Origin of the sequence: Mesorhizobium sp. M0862 (assembly GCF_040319795.1) — a bacterium.
In the GTDB taxonomy this organism is placed as follows: domain Bacteria; phylum Pseudomonadota; class Alphaproteobacteria; order Rhizobiales; family Rhizobiaceae; genus Mesorhizobium.
Genome location: NZ_JAMYOJ010000008.1, coordinates 245,534 through 262,032 on the forward strand (window position 1 = coordinate 245,534; position 16,499 = coordinate 262,032).

General features: G+C 64.0%; 14 protein-coding genes and 1 pseudogene. 5 read left to right on the top strand and 10 right to left on the bottom strand.

What is annotated here, in order from left to right:
• Positions 1–6: 6 nt before the first annotated feature.
• The 7 genes from NKI15_RS15245 to cpaB are packed head-to-tail and all read right to left on the bottom strand — an operon-like array spanning position 7 to position 7,276.
• Positions 7–972, bottom strand: coding sequence for a type II secretion system F family protein (locus NKI15_RS15245; RefSeq protein ID WP_023681595.1), 966 nt, complete (start codon positions 970–972; stop codon positions 7–9).
• A gap of 1 nt (position 973) precedes the next feature.
• On the bottom strand, positions 974–1,939 hold the full coding sequence (locus NKI15_RS15250) for a type II secretion system F family protein (RefSeq protein ID WP_352886296.1): 966 nt from the start codon (positions 1,937–1,939) through the stop codon (positions 974–976).
• Between the two features lie 4 nt (positions 1,940–1,943).
• Positions 1,944–3,365, bottom strand: a complete 1,422-nt coding sequence (locus NKI15_RS15255; RefSeq protein WP_023667600.1) for a TadA family conjugal transfer-associated ATPase — start codon at positions 3,363–3,365, stop codon at positions 1,944–1,946.
• Entirely contained in the window at positions 3,362–4,576 is a 1,215-nt protein-coding gene (locus NKI15_RS15260; protein WP_023667601.1) for a CpaE/TadZ family protein, read from the bottom strand. The genes NKI15_RS15255 and NKI15_RS15260 overlap by 4 nt, the downstream gene beginning before the upstream one ends.
• A 44-nt stretch (positions 4,577–4,620) precedes the next feature.
• The gene (locus NKI15_RS15265) at positions 4,621–4,887 is read right to left on the bottom strand and encodes a hypothetical protein (RefSeq protein WP_023667602.1); all 267 of its coding nucleotides are present in this window, start codon (positions 4,885–4,887) and stop codon (positions 4,621–4,623) included.
• 4 nt (positions 4,888–4,891) lie between these two features.
• Positions 4,892–6,337, bottom strand: a complete 1,446-nt coding sequence (locus tag NKI15_RS15270) for a type II and III secretion system protein family protein (RefSeq protein WP_502898702.1) — start codon at positions 6,335–6,337, stop codon at positions 4,892–4,894.
• A gap of 33 nt (positions 6,338–6,370) precedes the next feature.
• The gene (cpaB, locus tag NKI15_RS15275; RefSeq protein WP_352886298.1) at positions 6,371–7,276 is read right to left on the bottom strand and encodes a Flp pilus assembly protein CpaB; all 906 of its coding nucleotides are present in this window, start codon (positions 7,274–7,276) and stop codon (positions 6,371–6,373) included.
• 256 nt (positions 7,277–7,532) lie between these two features.
• On the opposite strand from cpaB, the gene parE reads away from it, so the two are divergent.
• Together parE and NKI15_RS15285 are read left to right on the top strand one after the other, a co-directional pair.
• Positions 7,533–9,587 carry a DNA topoisomerase IV subunit B gene (gene parE / locus NKI15_RS15280; protein ID WP_023691142.1) on the top strand — a complete coding sequence of 685 codons (2,055 nt, stop codon included), beginning with the start codon at positions 7,533–7,535 and terminating at the stop codon, positions 9,585–9,587.
• A 102-nt stretch (positions 9,588–9,689) separates the two neighbouring features.
• Positions 9,690–11,759: an FUSC family protein gene (locus NKI15_RS15285; RefSeq protein WP_023708461.1), complete on the top strand. Its 2,070-nt coding sequence runs from the start codon at positions 9,690–9,692 to the stop codon at positions 11,757–11,759.
• A gap of 4 nt (positions 11,760–11,763) precedes the next feature.
• Here NKI15_RS15285 and NKI15_RS15290 read toward each other — a convergent pair whose 3' ends face one another.
• Positions 11,764–12,885 (bottom strand): DUF2336 domain-containing protein, encoded by a 1,122-nt coding sequence (locus NKI15_RS15290; RefSeq protein ID WP_023704529.1) that lies wholly within the window; start codon positions 12,883–12,885, stop codon positions 11,764–11,766.
• Between the two features lie 80 nt (positions 12,886–12,965).
• Between NKI15_RS15290 and NKI15_RS15295 the strand changes: the two genes are divergently transcribed.
• Both NKI15_RS15295 and NKI15_RS15300 read left to right on the top strand, forming a co-directional pair.
• On the top strand, positions 12,966–13,550 hold the full coding sequence (locus NKI15_RS15295; RefSeq protein WP_488505109.1) for a MaoC family dehydratase: 585 nt from the start codon (positions 12,966–12,968) through the stop codon (positions 13,548–13,550).
• Positions 13,550–14,425 carry an HpcH/HpaI aldolase/citrate lyase family protein gene (locus NKI15_RS15300; protein WP_023704527.1) on the top strand — a complete coding sequence of 292 codons (876 nt, stop codon included), beginning with the start codon at positions 13,550–13,552 and terminating at the stop codon, positions 14,423–14,425. The genes NKI15_RS15295 and NKI15_RS15300 overlap by 1 nt, the downstream gene beginning before the upstream one ends.
• Here the strand turns inward: NKI15_RS15300 and NKI15_RS15305 are convergent.
• Together NKI15_RS15305 and NKI15_RS15310 are read right to left on the bottom strand one after the other, a co-directional pair.
• Positions 14,422–15,690: a CASTOR/POLLUX-related putative ion channel gene (locus tag NKI15_RS15305; protein WP_245261157.1), complete on the bottom strand. Its 1,269-nt coding sequence runs from the start codon at positions 15,688–15,690 to the stop codon at positions 14,422–14,424. The two genes, NKI15_RS15300 and NKI15_RS15305, sit on opposite strands and share 4 nt — an antisense overlap.
• A 12-nt stretch (positions 15,691–15,702) precedes the next feature.
• A complete protein-coding gene (locus NKI15_RS15310) occupies positions 15,703–16,323 on the bottom strand; it encodes a hypothetical protein (RefSeq protein WP_245261150.1) in 621 nt (206 codons plus the stop codon).
• 19 nt (positions 16,324–16,342) lie between these two features.
• Between NKI15_RS15310 and NKI15_RS15315 the strand changes: the two are divergent.
• Positions 16,343–16,499: pseudogene (locus NKI15_RS15315) on the top strand (transposase); the annotation flags it as partial.

Sequence of the window (16,499 nt, forward strand, 5' to 3'; positions counted from 1 at the left end):
AGGTATCTACTGAACCGCCGTCATTTTGACGATGATCGGGATGACGGCGATCATCAGCACCACCGGCAGGATGCACACCACCACCGGCACCGACATCTTGGCCGGCAAGGCATGTGCCTTCTCCTCGGCCAGCGACATGCGCTTGTGGCGCATTTCGTCGGAGAACACGCGCAGCGCCCCGGCAAGGCTGGTGCCGAGTTCCTTCGACTGCTGCAAAAGCGTGGCGAAGGAGCGCACCTCGTCCAAGCTGAGGCGGTCGGCGAGCGCCTTCAAGGCATCGTCGAGGCTGCGGCCGGCCCTGAGTTCCAGCGACACCAGCTGCAGGTTTTGGCTCAGCGACGGATAGGTCTTGGCCAGTTCCTTCGAGACCCGCTCGATGCCTGCCTCCATGCTCATGCCCGCATCGGAGCAGACGATCATCAAATCCATGAAGTCGGGAAAGCCGTTGCGGTATTCGCGCATCTTTTCCCGCACCTTCTGGCTGAGCACCAGGCCGGGCACGAAATAGCCGGCGGCTCCCGACAGGATGATGAAGGTCCAGCGGCTGGTCGCGGTGGAATCGGCGCTGCCCATCCAATGGTTGACCAGGAACGCGCCGATCGTTGCGCCCACCAGGCAGGCGAAGCGGATCAGGAAGAATGTGCCGATCGCGCGCGGCTCCATATAGCCCGCCTGGATCAGCTTCATACGCAACCGGGCGACATTTTCCGGATCGCTCTTGGCGTAGAATTCCTGCGCCCGCTTCACCGCCTTCTCGCGCACGACGCTCTGGTTCTTCTTCGGCGCCGCCTCGGCCTGTTGGGGAGTCTTGCTGTCGTCGATCTTGAGCCGGCGCTTGAGATCGTTGCGGTCGCCTTTGGCTACCACGAGCGGCCATGCCACCGCGCTGCCACCCAACACCAGCAGCAGCGCGGCTACCGGCATCAGCGACGTCGGCGCCAGCGATGCAAGAAACTGGATCATCTGCTCCATCTCAGAACCGGAAGTTCGACATCTTGAACATGATGATGTTGCCCAGCATCAGCCATGTCACGGAACCGCCCAGCAGATACCACGTCTTCGGTACATCCCAGACGCTCTGATAGAATTGCGGCATCATCACCATAATGGTGGCGAACAGCAGTGCCGGCACCGCCGTCAGGATATAGGCCGACATACGACCCTCAGTCGAAATGGCGCGCACCTTGCGGCGCAGCTTGCCGCGTTCGCGGATCGTCGTCGACAGCCCGTCGAGGATCTCGCGCAGATTGCCGCCCGAACTCGTCTGGATGGAAACCGCGGTGACGAACAGCGGCAGATCCTCCTGGCCGACGCGGTCGAACAGTGAATTCAGCGCCGAAACCAGGTCGGAACCATAAGTCACCTCGTCGGAGATAACGCCGAATTCGGTGCCGATCGGATCGGACATCTCGCGCGACACCATCGAGATCGCCACCGGAACCGGATGCCCGGCCTTCAAGCCGCGCGTGATCAATTCCAGCGCCTCCGGCAACTGCACGCCGAAACGCTTCACCCGCCGGGCACGCTTGGAACGCAGCACAATTACCGGCAGCAGCGCTGTCAGCACCACAAACAGCAAAATGGCGAGCAACAGCGGCAGCCCGTACCAGAGCGCGACGAGCATCATCGCCAGCGCCACGCCCGTCGTCATCGTCAGGAATTTCGGCAACGGCATCACCATGCCAGACTGCGTGCGCAGCGCGCGAAAACGGGCGGGCGAGAAGAATGACGTGCCGGAATCGAGGCCGCGTTCCTTGCGCAGCTGAATCAGCACCTGTTCCTGGCTGATCTTGTTTTCCTGCAGCTTCATGCGCCGGTTGATGGCCAGGCGCTTGTCGCTGCGGCCGGCATAGAGCAGATAGCAGCCTTCGGCGATCATGATGCCGGTCAGCGCTGCCGCGGCATAAACGACATAGATCGGGCTGAAATTCTCGAACACCCGGCTACTCCTGCGGCCGGCCGGGTTCGAAATATTTGCCGGGGAATTCAATGCCCATATTGCGCAGGTCCTCGAGGAAACGCGGGCGAATGCCGGTCGCCTCGTAGTGACCGAGGATCTTGCCGTCGGCCTCCATGCCAGTGCGCACGAAGCGGAATATCTCCTGCATCTGGATGACGTCCCCTTCCATGCCGGTCACCTCGGCGACGCTGGTCACCTTGCGCTTGCCGTCCGACAGTCGCGTAAGCTGGACGATAAGGTCGAGCGCGCTGGCGATCTGACTGCGGATCGACTGCACCGTCATCGGCATGCCGGTCATGCCCAGCATCTGCTCGAGGCGTGAAATGGCGTCGCGCGGCGTGTTGGCGTGGATGGTCGCCATCGAGCCTTCATGTCCGGTGTTCATCGCCTGCAGCATGTCGAAGGCCTCCTCGCCGCGGCACTCGCCGAGGATGACGCGGTCGGGGCGCATGCGCAGCGCGTTCTTGACCAGGTCGCGCTGCTTCAGCTCGCCATGACCTTCGATGTTGGCGGGGCGCGTTTCCATGCGCGCGACATGCGGCTGCTGCAGCTGCAGTTCGGCCGCGTCCTCGATGGTGATCAGCCGTTCGTCTTCCGGAATGAAGGCCGACAATGCGTTGAGCATCGTCGTCTTGCCGGTGCCGGTGCCGCCCGAGATGATGGTCGTCTTGCGGGCGTGGACTGCAGCCGCCAGCACCTCGGCCATGTTCTGGGTGATGGCGCCGAACTCGACCAGCTTGTGCAGGCCGAGCTTGTTCTTTGAAAACTTGCGGATCGACACCAGCGGCCCGTCGACGGCGACCGGGCGAATGGCGGCGTTGAAGCGCGAGCCGTCGAGCATGCGGGCATCGACCATCGGCTGCGATTCGTCGACCCGGCGGCCGACGGCGGCGACGATCTTGTTGACGATGCGCAACAGGTGCGCCTCGTCCTTGAACGGGATATGGACCTGCTGCAGCTTGCCCCGTTTTTCAACGAAGCAGTTCTGGTGGCCGTTGATCAGGATGTCGTTGATGTCGGGGTCCTTGAGCAGCGGTTCCAGCGGGCCGAGGCCGACCATCTCATCGACGATGTCATCGACCAGCGCTTCAAGTTCGACGGTGTTGATCGCCATACGCTCCTGGCGGGTCTTTTCCGACACGAACTCCTGCACCTGCCGGCGCATCTCATCCTTGGGCAGGCGCTCCAGCGCGACCAGGTTGATTTCCTCGAGCAGCAGCCGGTGGATGCGCACGCGGGCATCGAGCACCTTGTTGGCGCTTTTTCCCGGTGTTGTCTCCGGCTTCGGCGGCAAGGCCTTGCGGTTCGTCGGGATGACCACGGCGTGATGCGCGACCGGCGCCGCCTCGGCCGGCTTCAGCGCGCGGACGTCACGGTTCTGCAGGGTCGAGAAGCGGCTGGTCATCCGGCTTTCCTCTTCAGGAGGCCCCTGCCGATGCCGAACAGCGAGCGCGATTTCTCCGGCGTCACCACGGCTTCTTCCGGCAGGATGATCCTCTTCAGATCGTTGACGACATTGGCGTTCGGGTCGATCTCATGCAGCGGCACGCCGCGGTCGACTGCTTCACGCACAAGCCGGTAATTGTTGGAGATGCCGCCGACGAAATGCTCGCCCAGGATTTCCTGGACATCCGCCTGCTTGATGCCGTTGTCGAACATCTTCTGCTCGAAACGGTTGACGATCACGTTCGGCTTCACTTCCTTGCCTGCCGTCTCGTAGACCGCCTGGATCAGCCGCTGCGTATGGCGCAGGCATGGCACCGTCATTTCAGCGACGATGTAGAGCTTGTTGGAGCCGAGCAGCACCGTCTCCGTCCACGGAAACCAGGTGCGCGGCATGTCGATGACGACGTTGTCGAAATAGGCCGAGACGAGATCGAGCATGCGCACCACGACATCGGTCTTGAACGAGCGCATTTCCGACGGATGCGTTGGCGCCGCCAGCACGCAGAGCCCGCTCGCATGCTTGGACAGCATCACGTCCAGCAGCTGACGGTCGAGGCGCTCGGGCTGGTTCTCGATTTCGGTGATGTCGAAGCGCGGCTCGAGGTCGAGATATTCGGCGCAGGCGCCTTGCTGGAAGTTGAGGTCGACCACGCAGGTCGACGCGCCGCGCGTCACCGAATGATGCAGCTGGAAGGCGGTCTGCAGCGCCAGCGTCGTGGTGCCGACGCCGCCGGCGGCCGGCATGAAGGTATAGATCTGCGACTCGGTGTTTTCCTCGCGCCCCGGCCCTTGCAGCGCGCGCACGACCGACCGCACCAGATCGGCGGTGGTGATCGGCTTGACCAGGAAATCGGCGACCTGGAGCTGCACCAGGATACGCACTGCGGCTGCGTTGAATTCCTGGGTGACGACGACCACCGGAACGCGGCCTTCAAGCCGGCGCATGATGCGCTGCAGCGACTCGATCTCTTCCAGCTTTGCCGCATCCATGTCGACGATGAGCGCGCCGAAATCGGCTTCCTGGACCTCGCCGCGCAGTTCGGTAATGTTCTTCTCGACGGTCGAAAGCTGGATCACCTCCGAGGCCGCGAACGCGGTGCGCGTATCCTGCGCAAAGGTCCGGTCGCTGGACACCAGCAGGATCTTCTTGGTCTTGATGCCGCTTGCCATTTTGTCAGCCTGTCAGGTCATTCCCGGTCAAATCACCGGGCAAATCAATCGGTTGTCGCTGTCGGTTGCACGGCCTTGGCAGCAGCAGCCTGGTCGGCGGCGTTGACTGCCGCCTCACTGCGCTGCGCCGGCACCAGCAGCCTGGTGTTCTGGACGCCGTATTTCCAGGGATCGACCATCTGCATGGCCGTATTGGCGGCCTGTGCGTTGCCGGCGGCAATCGTCGGTCCCTCGGAGCGGACATAGTCGTCGCTGGTGCAGCCGCCGGCGAGGCCGGCGATCAGCAGGGCGATGCATGATTCCACGCGCATGGCTTCAATCCTTCGGCAGGTCGAGGAAATGCCCGACGGTGGTGACCGCGGCCGGCTGTGCCGTACTGCCGCTGGCCATTGCCACTGCACGATTGGCTTCGGACGATTTCACTTCCTCGGTGTTGTTGAGGAAATAGTCGACATTGCTGGCCGGCTGCGTGCCGTCGGTCGGCTCGAGCAGCTTCTTCGACGGATCGACCGGCTTGACCAGATAGGGGGTGACGATGATCACCAGATCGGTCTCGCGCCGCTGATAGGATTTGGAGGAGAACAGCGAGCCGAGCACCGGCAGCTTGCCGAGGCCGGGAAGACGCGATGTGGTAATGTCGTTCTGTGACTGCAGCAGGCCGGCGATCATGAAGCTCTGGCCATTCTTCAGGTCGACGGATGTTTTGGCGCGGCGCACGATAAAGCCCGGGACCGAGATATTGCCGATATTGTAGGAGGCCGAAGCGTCGATCGAGGACACTTCCGGCGCGATGTCGAGGCTCACCAGCCCGTCCTTGAGAACCGTCGGCGTGAAGTCGAGGCTGACGCCGTATTTCTTGTAGCTGACGGAAATCTTGCCATTGTCCTCGGAGACCGGGATCGGGAACTCGCCGCCGGCGAGGAAGCTTGCCGTCTGGCCCGAGCGGGCGATCAGGTTCGGCTCGGCCAGCCGCCTGGCGAGACCACGTTCCTCCAGCGCCTTGATGGCGACGTCGATCGACAGGCCGTTGGACAGCAGCCGGCCGATGATCTCGCCATTGCCGGCTCCCGGCACCGAGCCCGGCTCGAGGGTGACGTCGCGCCCGCCAATGCCGTAAGCGAAATTGGCGCTGTATTTGGCGCCGAGATCCTGTCCGGCCTGGCGATTGATCTCGACGAAGCGGACGTTGAGCTGAACCTGCTGCGAGGACGAGATGTTGACCGAATTGATCACTTCTTCATTGCCGGAGAAGCGGCTGGCGATCTTGCTTGCCTTCTCGGCGGCGACCGCGTCATCGGCCTCGCCCGACAGCACGACGCGGCCATTGGCCGAGCCGACCTTGATCTTGGCGTCCGGCACGCTGGCGCGAATGGTGCTGGCCAGCTGGTCGGTGTCCAGCGTCACCTCGATGTCGACGGTGCCGACCAGCTGCTTGTTCTCGTCGAACAGCGCGATGCCGGTGGTGCCGAGATTGTTGCCCAGCACATAGAAGGATTTGTCGGTCAGCGGATTGACGTTGGCGATCTCCGGATCGCCGATGACGATCTGGTAGAAGGCGGCATTGGTCATGACCGTCTTCGGCTTGCCCTTGGCTACCTTGATCGACGCATTCGTTGTCGACGAGACATGGACGATATCGTTGTCGGCCTTGGCTGGCGCACTGAGGCCGAGCATTGCGGCCGCGGCGAGGCAAGCCCCCACCGCAAGCGCCCGCATTGTGCGCAGCCCTTTCGTCGTCTGAAATGCATGAAGTCCCGACATCTGTCCCGTCCTTCGCCCGGTCCCCACCGGCAGTTATTGCTGGTCCCGCGCAGGAACCTGGTATTCTTCGACCTGCGTGCCGCGCGTCACGATGATCGTCTTGAATTTCGGCTTCTCAGGCTCCTTGGTCGCGGCAGTGAACAGCGCGCCGGCAGCGGCCTGGACGCCGGAGGCGACCGATCCGCCGAAGGACGAGATGGTGGTGACGCCGTCCTTGGCGGCACCACCGTCGGCGGCCGAGCGGAGCGACAGCGACAAGGTGCCGACGGTGCGGGCAAGCGCCACTTTCTGCGCGCCTTCGGTCGTCACCTCGATGGTCACGGAATTGGCGATCTGCGGCGTGGTCTGGCGCTCGTCGGCGCCCTGTCCGACGGTCAGCACCTTGGCGTCGGAGACGACGATCTCGGAGGTAACGGTCGATCCGGCAGCGCCCTGCGCGTTCTTGGCCACTTCCTGGATTTCGCCCGCATCGCGTGTCAGCACCACGTCGACCCGGTCGCCCGGCATGACGAAGCCGCCGACGCCGGCGATCTCGTCGGTGCGGATTGTCACCGCCCGCATGCCGGGCGTCATCATGTTGGACAGCGTCGCGCGGCCGTTCGGCCCCGACAATTTGCTGATCAGCACCGGCTCGTTGATCTCGATCGGCGACAATACCACGCGGCTGCCTTCGGCGAGCAATGCATTGACTGTGGTGAACGCGCCCTGCGGCACCGAATCCTCGGACCATGGGATTTCGCTGAGCTGCGCCCGGTCAAGCTCCATGCCGTAACGCAGCGGCGCGTTGGCCACCACGATGGTCTTGAATACGACCTTGGGGACGGCGGGCGCCGGGATCGACGCCGTTTTCTCTTCGGCATCGGCCTTGGCCTGGCTTTTCATCCAGAAATCCGCGGCAAAGATTGAAATCGCGCCGAAGACGGCAGCGATGCCAATCATCGTTATGGCCTTGCCCCTCACAACCAACCCCTGACTCTCGTGGTCTTTTGTTTTGTTGGGGCGACGCTAGGCCGCTTTGTTAAAGATTCAGGAATCCCAGCGGCTCCGCACGGACCTATTTCCGCCGGCTTGGTTATCGAAAGGTTTTAGGATAAGAAGGGGTTAATCCCCGAACGTAACAGGAACTTCCGTCGCTTGGCGCCGAAAAGCGTGGCAGTATCGACGGGTGATTCGCGGCACGGATTCTATGGTAGGCATGGACGACAACAACGATCTTTTCGGCAATCTGGAAAAGCAGCCCCAACCGGCTCGGACACCTTCGCGCCCGGCCGACCCGCTGGTGCAGGCCACGAAGCGTCCTGCCGCGACCAAGGACGGCAGCGAGGGCTATAGCGCCGCCGACATCGAGGTGCTGGAGGGGCTGGAGCCGGTGCGGCGCCGTCCCGGCATGTATATTGGCGGCACCGACGACAAGGCGATGCACCATCTGTTTGCCGAGGTCATCGATAATTCGATGGACGAGGCGGTCGCCGGCCATGCCACCTTCATCGATGTCGAGCTGTCGGCCGACGGATTTCTGACCGTCACCGACAATGGCCGCGGCATTCCGGTCGATCCGCATCCGAAATTCAAGAAACCGGCGCTCGAAGTCATCATGACGACGCTGCATTCGGGCGGCAAGTTCGATAGCAAGGTCTATGAGACCTCCGGCGGTCTGCACGGTGTCGGCGTCTCGGTCGTCAATGCGCTGTCGGACCATCTCGAAGTCGAGGTCGCGCGCGGTCGCCAGCTTTACCGCCAAAGGTTCTCGCGCGGCGTTCCGGTGAGCGGGCTGGAGCAGCTCGGCGAAGTGCACAACCGGCGCGGCACCAAAATCCGCTTCCATCCCGACGAGCAGATTTTCGGCAAGGGCGCCGCCTTCGAGCCGGCGCGGCTCTATCGCATGACCCGCTCGAAAGCCTATCTGTTCGGCGGCGTCGAGATCCGCTGGAGCTGCGACCCATCGCTGATCAAGGAAAAGGACCAGACGCCGGCCAAGGCGGAGTTCCATTTCCCCGGCGGCTTGAAGGACTATCTCAAGGCATCGCTCGGCGATGATTTCCAGGTGACCCGCGAAATCTTCGCCGGCAAGAGCGAGAAGCAGGGCGGCCACGGTTCGCTGGAATGGGCGGTGACCTGGTTCGGCGGTGACGGCTTCGTCAACTCCTACTGCAACACCATCCCGACCGGCGAAGGCGGCACGCATGAGGCCGGCTTTCGCAATGTGCTGACGCGCGGGCTTCGGGCCTATGCCGACCTGGTCGGCAACAAGCGCGCCTCGATCGTCACCTCCGAAGACGTGATGATCTCGGCGGCAGGCATGCTGTCGGTGTTTATTCGCGAGCCGGAATTCGTCGGCCAGACCAAGGACAGGCTGGCAACGATCGAAGCCATTCGCATTGTCGAGACCGCCATCCGCGATCCCTTCGACCACTGGCTGGCCGACAATCCGCAGGAAGCCTCCAAGCTGCTGGAATGGGTGATTGCGCGCGCCGACGAGCGGGTGCGCCGGCGCCAGGAAAAGGAGGTGTCGCGCAAGAGCGCGGTGCGCAAGCTGCGCCTTCCCGGCAAGCTCGCCGACTGCACGCAGAACGCCGCCGCGGGCGCCGAACTGTTCATCGTCGAAGGCGACTCGGCCGGCGGCTCGGCCAAGCAGGCGCGCGACCGCGCCAGCCAGGCGGTGCTGCCGCTGCGCGGAAAAATCCTCAACGTCGCCAGCGCCGGCAACGACAAGCTCGCCGCCAACCAGCAGATTTCGGACCTGATTCAGGCGCTCGGCTGCGGCACGCGCTCGAAATACCGCGACGAGGATTTGCGCTACGACCGCGTGATCATCATGACCGACGCCGACGTCGACGGCGCTCACATAGCCTCGCTGCTGATCACCTTCTTCTACCAGGAAATGCCGAACCTGGTGAATGGCGGCCATCTCTATCTGGCGGTGCCGCCGCTCTATTCGATCCGGCAAGGCGGCAAGGTTGCCTATGCCAGGGACGATGCGCACAAGGACGAGCTGTTGCGCACCGAATTCACCGGCCGCGCCAAGGTCGAGATCGGCCGCTTCAAGGGCCTGGGCGAGATGATGGCCGCGCAGCTCAAGGAAACCACCATGGACCCGAGGAAGCGCACGCTGCTCAGGGTCGATGTCATCGACGCCGTGGCGGCGACCAAGGATGCTGTCGACGCGCTGATGGGCACCAAGCCGGAAGCCCGCTTCCGCTTCATCCAGGAACGCGCCGAATTCGCCGCGACGGAAGTGCTGGATATCTGAGCGCCGGCCAACTCTTCGTTTTGACGCAGTTCCGGGCGGAAAACCGTTTCACACTTTTCCTGGAACTGCTCTAGCCTGCGCTTCCGATACGGAGACCAGCTTGTGATCCGGGCGCGGCTGAAGAGCTACTTCGAAACTAGTTTGGCGGGCCTGACGCAGCCGACGCGCTCGGATTGGATTTTCGCCCTGCGCACGGTTTCGGCCGGTCTGATCGCGCTTCTCGCTGCTTACGCGCTAAAACTCGACCACCCGCAATGGGCGATGATGACGGTCTTCATCGTCGCCCAGCCGGTCGCCGGCATGGTGCTGGCGAAAGGTTTTTACCGGCTGCTCGGCACGCTGGCCGGTGGACTTGCGGCGATCGGCATCACCTCGGTTTTCGGCACCAATCCCTGGCTGCTGGTCACGGCGCTATCCGTCTGGATTGGGCTGTGCACGCTGGTTTCGTCGCTGCTGCGCAATCCGGAAGCCTATGGCGCCGCACTTGCCGGCTATACCGCGATGATCATTGGGCTGCCGGCTTTCGGCCAGCCGCACGTGGTCGTCGATCTCGCTGTCGCGCGCTGCGCCGAGATCGTGCTCGGCATCGTCTGCGCCGGCCTGACCAGCCGGCTGATCCTGCCCAAGCTGGCCGCTGACGCCATCATCTCCAGGCTGAAGCGCAGCATCCTCGACCTTGCAACCTATGCAGGCGGCGCTTTTTCCGGTGGCGACCCGGCGACGCTGGCCGGCCTGCACCGCAAGCTGATCACCGACGCCCAGATGCTGGCCGAGATGCGCGCCTATGCCCGGCTCGAAGCACCGAGCTTCGCCACCCGCGCCCATCCGGTCCGGCTAACCATCGGTCAGCTTCTCTCGGCGCTGTCGGCGGCGCGCGCGCTGCATTCGCATGCCGCGCCGAAAAACGCAGCGCTCATTCCGGTACGCTCCGAACTGCAGTCGATGGTCAGCGAGCTGGCAGCGACGCCCGAGGCGCTGGACGACACGTCGCCCTGGGTGACGCGGCTCGACGCGATTGCCGGCAAGGCCCGGCAAATGCCCGACGCCTCGACCGATCAGGGCGACGACAGGGTCGGCACCATAACCCGCCTCACCATCGCCGCCGATTTCGCCGAAGCCTTCAAGCAGGTGCTGCGCGGCCTCGACGCCCTGCGCGCACCGGTGACGGGCCCCAGCCGGAGCAACAGGCAGCTGCCTGCGCTGGTGGTGCACCGCGATTATCCCGGGGCTTCGCGCAATGCCATACGCGCCGGCCTTGCCACGTTGGCGGTCGCCGCCTTCTGGCTGACGACGAAATGGTCCGACGCGGCCGGCACCGTCATCCTCGTTGCCGTCGTCTCCAGTCTTTTCGCCGCGCGGCCTGACCCGGTGCGGGTGTCCTGGGGCTTCTTCAAGGGAACGCTGCTGGCTTTGCCCTTTGCCTTCCTTGTCGGCCAGGTCGCGCTGCCTGCTTTGCCCGGCTTCGGCTGGTTCACGCTGTTTGTCGTGCCGATCCTGGTACCGACGGCGCTGGGCATGGCCAATCCGCGCACCGTCGGCGTGGCGACGGCGTTTGCAATCAATTTCCTCGCCTTCCTCAGCCCGCATCAGGCGATGACCTATGCCCCAGGCCCGTTCTTCGCCGGCTCGGCGTCGGTGCTGGTCGGCATCCTGCTGGCCATCGGCGTCTTCATCGTGGTGCTGCCGGTCGATCCATGGCGCGCGGCCAACCGCATCGTGCGCGCCATGCGCGAGGATCTGGCGCGGCTGTGTCTGCACGAGCGGGTACCGCGGCGTTCGGCCTTCGAGAGCCTGGCCTATGACCGCATCAACCAGCTGATGCCGCTCTTGCAGAATGCCGGCAGGAAAGGCGATGCGATCCTGGGCGGCGGGGTCGCCGCCGTTACCGTCGGCCTCGAAATCCTGCGCCTGCGCGCCGCGCAGCAGAGGCCGTCCACTCCTACCGACACCGCGCTCTCGATCGCCAATTTCCTGCGCGGCCTCGCGCGTGAACTGCTCTTTCGCGCACCAGGCGAGCCCCAGACGGCGACCATCACTGTGGCCCGGCAATATGCAGCCGGCCTCTCAGAGCGCAGCGGTAGTGCCGACACGCTGCAGATCGCAGCCTCGCTGCGCATCATCGCCGCCGCGATCGAGGATTTCCCGGATTTCTTCACCAGGGACCGTGGCTAGGGCGTCAGGCCGCGGCTATCGCCAGCGCATGCCCGCGCGCGTTTTCCCGCAGCGCGTCGAGATGGATCGACTTGACCAGGCCGGCGAGATCGCCCTCGGTGGCATGACCGCCGAGCTCCTTCAGCATCAGCCAGCTGACCTCCTGCACGCCGGCGAGGCGCTTGCCGTTGGCGACTTCGCGCCAGATTTTGAGCGCGCGCAGGATGATGCCATGGGTGGAAGCGGCAAGGCCGGCGCCGCGGAACAGCGCCTGCAACGCAACGTCCTGGCCGCCTGCGAGCAAGGCCCGCACCCGCTGCTCCGACTGCTGGCTGAGCGCAACCAGGGCCGAGCCGAAAAAGTCGACCTTGCCGTGGGCAATGGCACGGATGATGAAACTTGCGGTCAGGTCGCCGCGCAGGCGCAGATGTTCGATAAGTGCCGCATGTTCCTCCGCGCGCGTGCCTTCGACCAGCCGCACCGAAGCCTTGACGCAAGCATCGCGCGTGACGCGCTCGGCTCTGGCCGCCCCCATCAGCGCCATCACCAGCGGCGAAGCCTTCAGCGTTTCGCCGAGCTTGACCAGTAGCATGTGCCGGCAGTCGGCCGGCAGCCGCACATCCGTGACCATTGCCTCGCGCAAATGAGCGATATGGCCATGCCGCTCGGCGATGCGGCGGAAGGAGAGCGAGGCTATGTCGGCGCCGTCATTGGCGAGCAGCGCCGCACACGCTTCCGGTTCGCCGATCTCGGCGATCGCCGCGGCAACCGCCATCGAAACGACCGGCCGGTCGGCGATCAGTTTTTGCGTCGCCTTGTGCCCGGCCGCGACGCGGTCGATCAGGTCGGCGTCCGTCAGCAGCGGGGAGCGCGCCAGCACCAGGGCTGCCACTTCCGGCTGATCGGAGGCAAGCGCGCTGATGATCTGCAGCGGCGCGTGATGGCTCATCGACAGCGCTTCGGCCATAGCCAGCCGCACCTTCGACGAGGCGTCGTCGAGCAGCAGCGTCAGCGCCGCTTCGGCCGCGCAACGGTCTTCGAAAGGCAGGTCGGAATTGACGTAGGCGCGGGCCAGCGCGCTTGCCGCCGCGGCGCGCTCCGAAACTCTCGCGGTGTAGATCCATTTGAGAAAATGCGAGACAACCATACTGCCTGCTACGCCCCTTGCCGGAAAGCTTCCGGCCCCAGGAATGACCCTAGGCAGAAATGGTTTACGAACGGTTCACCATGTTTGTTAATGCATGTCGCTCGAAAGTGGCCCCGGTTTCGAGGCAACCACATGCATCAAAACAAAGACTTAAAACTTGCGGGTGGCATGGGCAGCGCCTATCAACCGTCAGGCAGCGGAGGAGAAAAACGATGCCCGGGCTTTATCTCGAAGAGTTCGTCGTCGGACATGTCTTTCGGCACACGCTGCGCAAGACCGTCACCGAAAGCGATAACATGCTGTTCTCGGTGATGACGCTGAACCCGCAGCCGCTGCACATCGACTTCGACTTCGCCGCCAAGAGCGAATGGGGCAGACCGCTGGTCAATTCGCTGTTCACGCTCGGCCTGATGATCGGCATTTCCGTCAATGACATCACCGTCGGCACCACAATTGCCAATCTCGGCATGAAGGAGACGGTGTTTCCGCACCCGGTCTTCCATGGCGACACCATCCGTGTCGAAACGACTGTGATCTCGGTCAGGGAATCGAAATCCAAGCCGGACCGCGGCATCGTCGAGTTCGAGCATCGCGCCTACAATCAGAACGATGTGCTCGTCGCCAAATGCACGCGCCAGGCGATGATGATGAAAAAGGCGGCCTGATGCGCTCGCTGCTGTTTGTGCCCGGCGATTCCGAAAAGAAGCTGGACAAAGGCTTTGGCGCCGGCGCCGACGTGGTCATCGTCGACCTTGAGGATTCCGTGGCGCCACAAAACAAGCCGTCGGCACGCGACATCGCGGCACGCTTTATCGGCGGCAACCGGCAGCAGACAAGCTCCGCCATCTATATCCGCGTCAACGATCTCTCGACCGGGTTGACCGACGACGATCTGGCCGCCCTGGTTCCGGTCAAACCCGACGGCATCATGCTGCCGAAGTCGAACAGCGGCCAGGATGTCCAGCAGCTATCCGTAAAGCTCCGCGTACATGAGGCCGAAAACGGATTGCCGGATGGCGCGATCAAGATCCTGCCGATCATTACCGAGACCGCTGCTGGGTTGCTGGCCGCCGCGACCTATGCCGGGGCAAGCGCCCGGCTTGCCGGCCTCACCTGGGGTGCCGAAGATCTGTCCGCGGCGATCGGTGCGCGGGCTGCGCGCGACGACAACGGTCGATACACCGATGTCTTCCGCCTTGCCCGCACCATGACCATCCTCGCCGCCGGCGCAGCCGAAGTCGCGGCGATCGACACGGTCTTCCCTGCCTTTCGCGACATGGCCGCCTTCGAAGCCGAATGCACGGAGGCCGAGCGTGACGGCTTTACCGGCAAGATGGCAATCCATCCGGCGCAAGTGCCGGTCATCAACGCCGCCTTCACGCCATCGGCGGAGGCAGTGCAACGCTCGCAGGCCATCGTCGCGGCCTTCGAGGCGGCCGGAAATCCCGGCGTGGTCGGCATTGACGGCAAGATGTATGACCGGCCGCATCTCAGGCTCGCCGAACGGCTTCTGGCTCGCGCCAAGGCAGCCGGGGTTTAGTCCCGCGCCAGCACGATGACCCGGTCCTCCGGCAGGTAGGCCAGCGCTTGCGACTTCAACGGGTTGACGGTGACGCCGCCCAGAGCCCGCTCATCATTCTGCGCAGCGCGAACGCGCCTATGCCCGATGGCGATCTCGCCGCGCAGACGCGCCGATTCCGCGATCGTCCAGAACGTCACCGGATGGTCGATGGCGACATAGTCGCCGACCGGACGCATGTAGATTTCGGAGCCCTCCTCGTCGAGCAGATCATCGAAGATCGCGGCGAGATGCTGGTTCTCCGATGCCTGCGCCAGCATCAGGCTGACCAGCCGGTTGCTGACGACGAAATCATCGGCCTTAGTCACCGCCGCCAGCTCGCGGTTGCGCACGTCGATCATCTCGCTGACGATCGAGATGTGCGTGCCGGCATCGTCTGCGATTTTGCGCAGATGCAGCAGCGTCACCAGCGTGCGCGTATCGGCGGGCTGCGCTGCCATGGTCTCGCTGTAGCCAAGGACGAGCACGTGGTCGTAGGAAGGCACGTCCAGGCTTGCCAGTGCTGTGCTGCTCGACGTGTCGGTGATGCGGCAGGAAACCGACAGATTGTCGCCGACGACCGGCAGGCCGGCAACTTCCTGCTCGAGGCCTGGCGTATCGGCGGCGATGGTCAGGATCGAACCCGGCGCGACGTAGCGCGACAGTTCATAGGTGATGATCGGACCGCGCCGGTTCCAGCCAAGGATCAGCGTGCGCTCCGGCTTCGCCTCGACAAGCTGATGGCGAAGGATTGCCGCGGTATCGATCTTGGCCCCCGCGCCTCCCAGCTTGATAGCGGCATCGTCCTCGGCAATGATGATGGCGCGCATGTCCTTGCCGATCACCAGATCCGACGGCGGGTTGAGATTGACGCGCCCGGTTTGGTCGCAGAGCCCGATCAGCGTGCAATGCTCATACGCCATCACCGCCTCGCCGAAGGTCTTGCCGGTGAGATCAGGCTGCTCGGTCGTGTAGATTTCGCAGCCGTCGAAATCGAGCAGTTCCGAATAGACGCCGCTGAGACCCGACTGCCGGCTCGAATGCACGACGATGCGCGAGATCAGCTGGTCGGCCAGCACAAGCTGCACCTCGGCCCCGCCGACGACGCGGGCGACCTCGGCGTTCTTGCCGTCGCGGATCTCGGCGGCGATGTTGTAGGCCGCCGTGCGCCGGTTCGGGTCGTTGGCCAGCGCGAGCACTGTCTTGATGACCTGCGAATCCGGGTCGTCGCCCTCCGGCGACAGCACGATGATCGAGCGCTAGGTCTGCGGGTTGACGATGGCCAGATCGTAGAGGTCGGTCGGGTCGCCGCTGCGGCAGATGATGCGCGTATTGCCCAGTCTGCCGACTTTGGCGGCGATCTCGTCCTCCATCGCCACCTTGTCCATATTGGCCATGACGACAATGCGCGGATGGCGGCGGCTGGCATTGGCAATGACGAGTTCGGAGATGACGTCGAAGACCGACGGCGACCAGTTGAGGATGATGGTGTGGTCGCTCTCCAGCACCCGCGAACGGCCCTTGCGCAATTCATCGAGCTTGCTGTCGACGCCGGCGCTGAGCACGCCGATGAGGGCCGACACGACGAAGATGCCGGCGAGCGTGACAAAGAGCATGACGAGACGAAAGGCCCAGCCGGTGTCGCCGCCCATCGTGCCGGAATCGAGCGTGCGCATCAGCGATTCCCAGAACGCTTCGAAGAAGTTCAGCGGTTCGCCGCCCTCCGGCGCGATGCGGGTCACCGCAAGGAAAGCCGCGGCGGCGATGATGATCAGCAGCGAAGCGACGGCGAGCCAGCCGATCAGCGCGATCGGCCCGGCCGCCATGCTCTTGTCAAACCCATAGCGCAGCCGGGTTCGCAGCGAGTCTCGTTTCTTCATGTCGCCGGCGACCCCCGCGCGCGGCCTCAAGGGCGTCGAGTTGGTTGTGTCCGACGATCACGCCGGCCTGGTGGCAGCGACCGGCGAGGTGATCCCCGAAGCCGCCTGGCAACGCTGCTACGTGCACTTCCTCAGGAACGCGCTCGATCATCTGCCGAGGAAGCACGGCGACGACT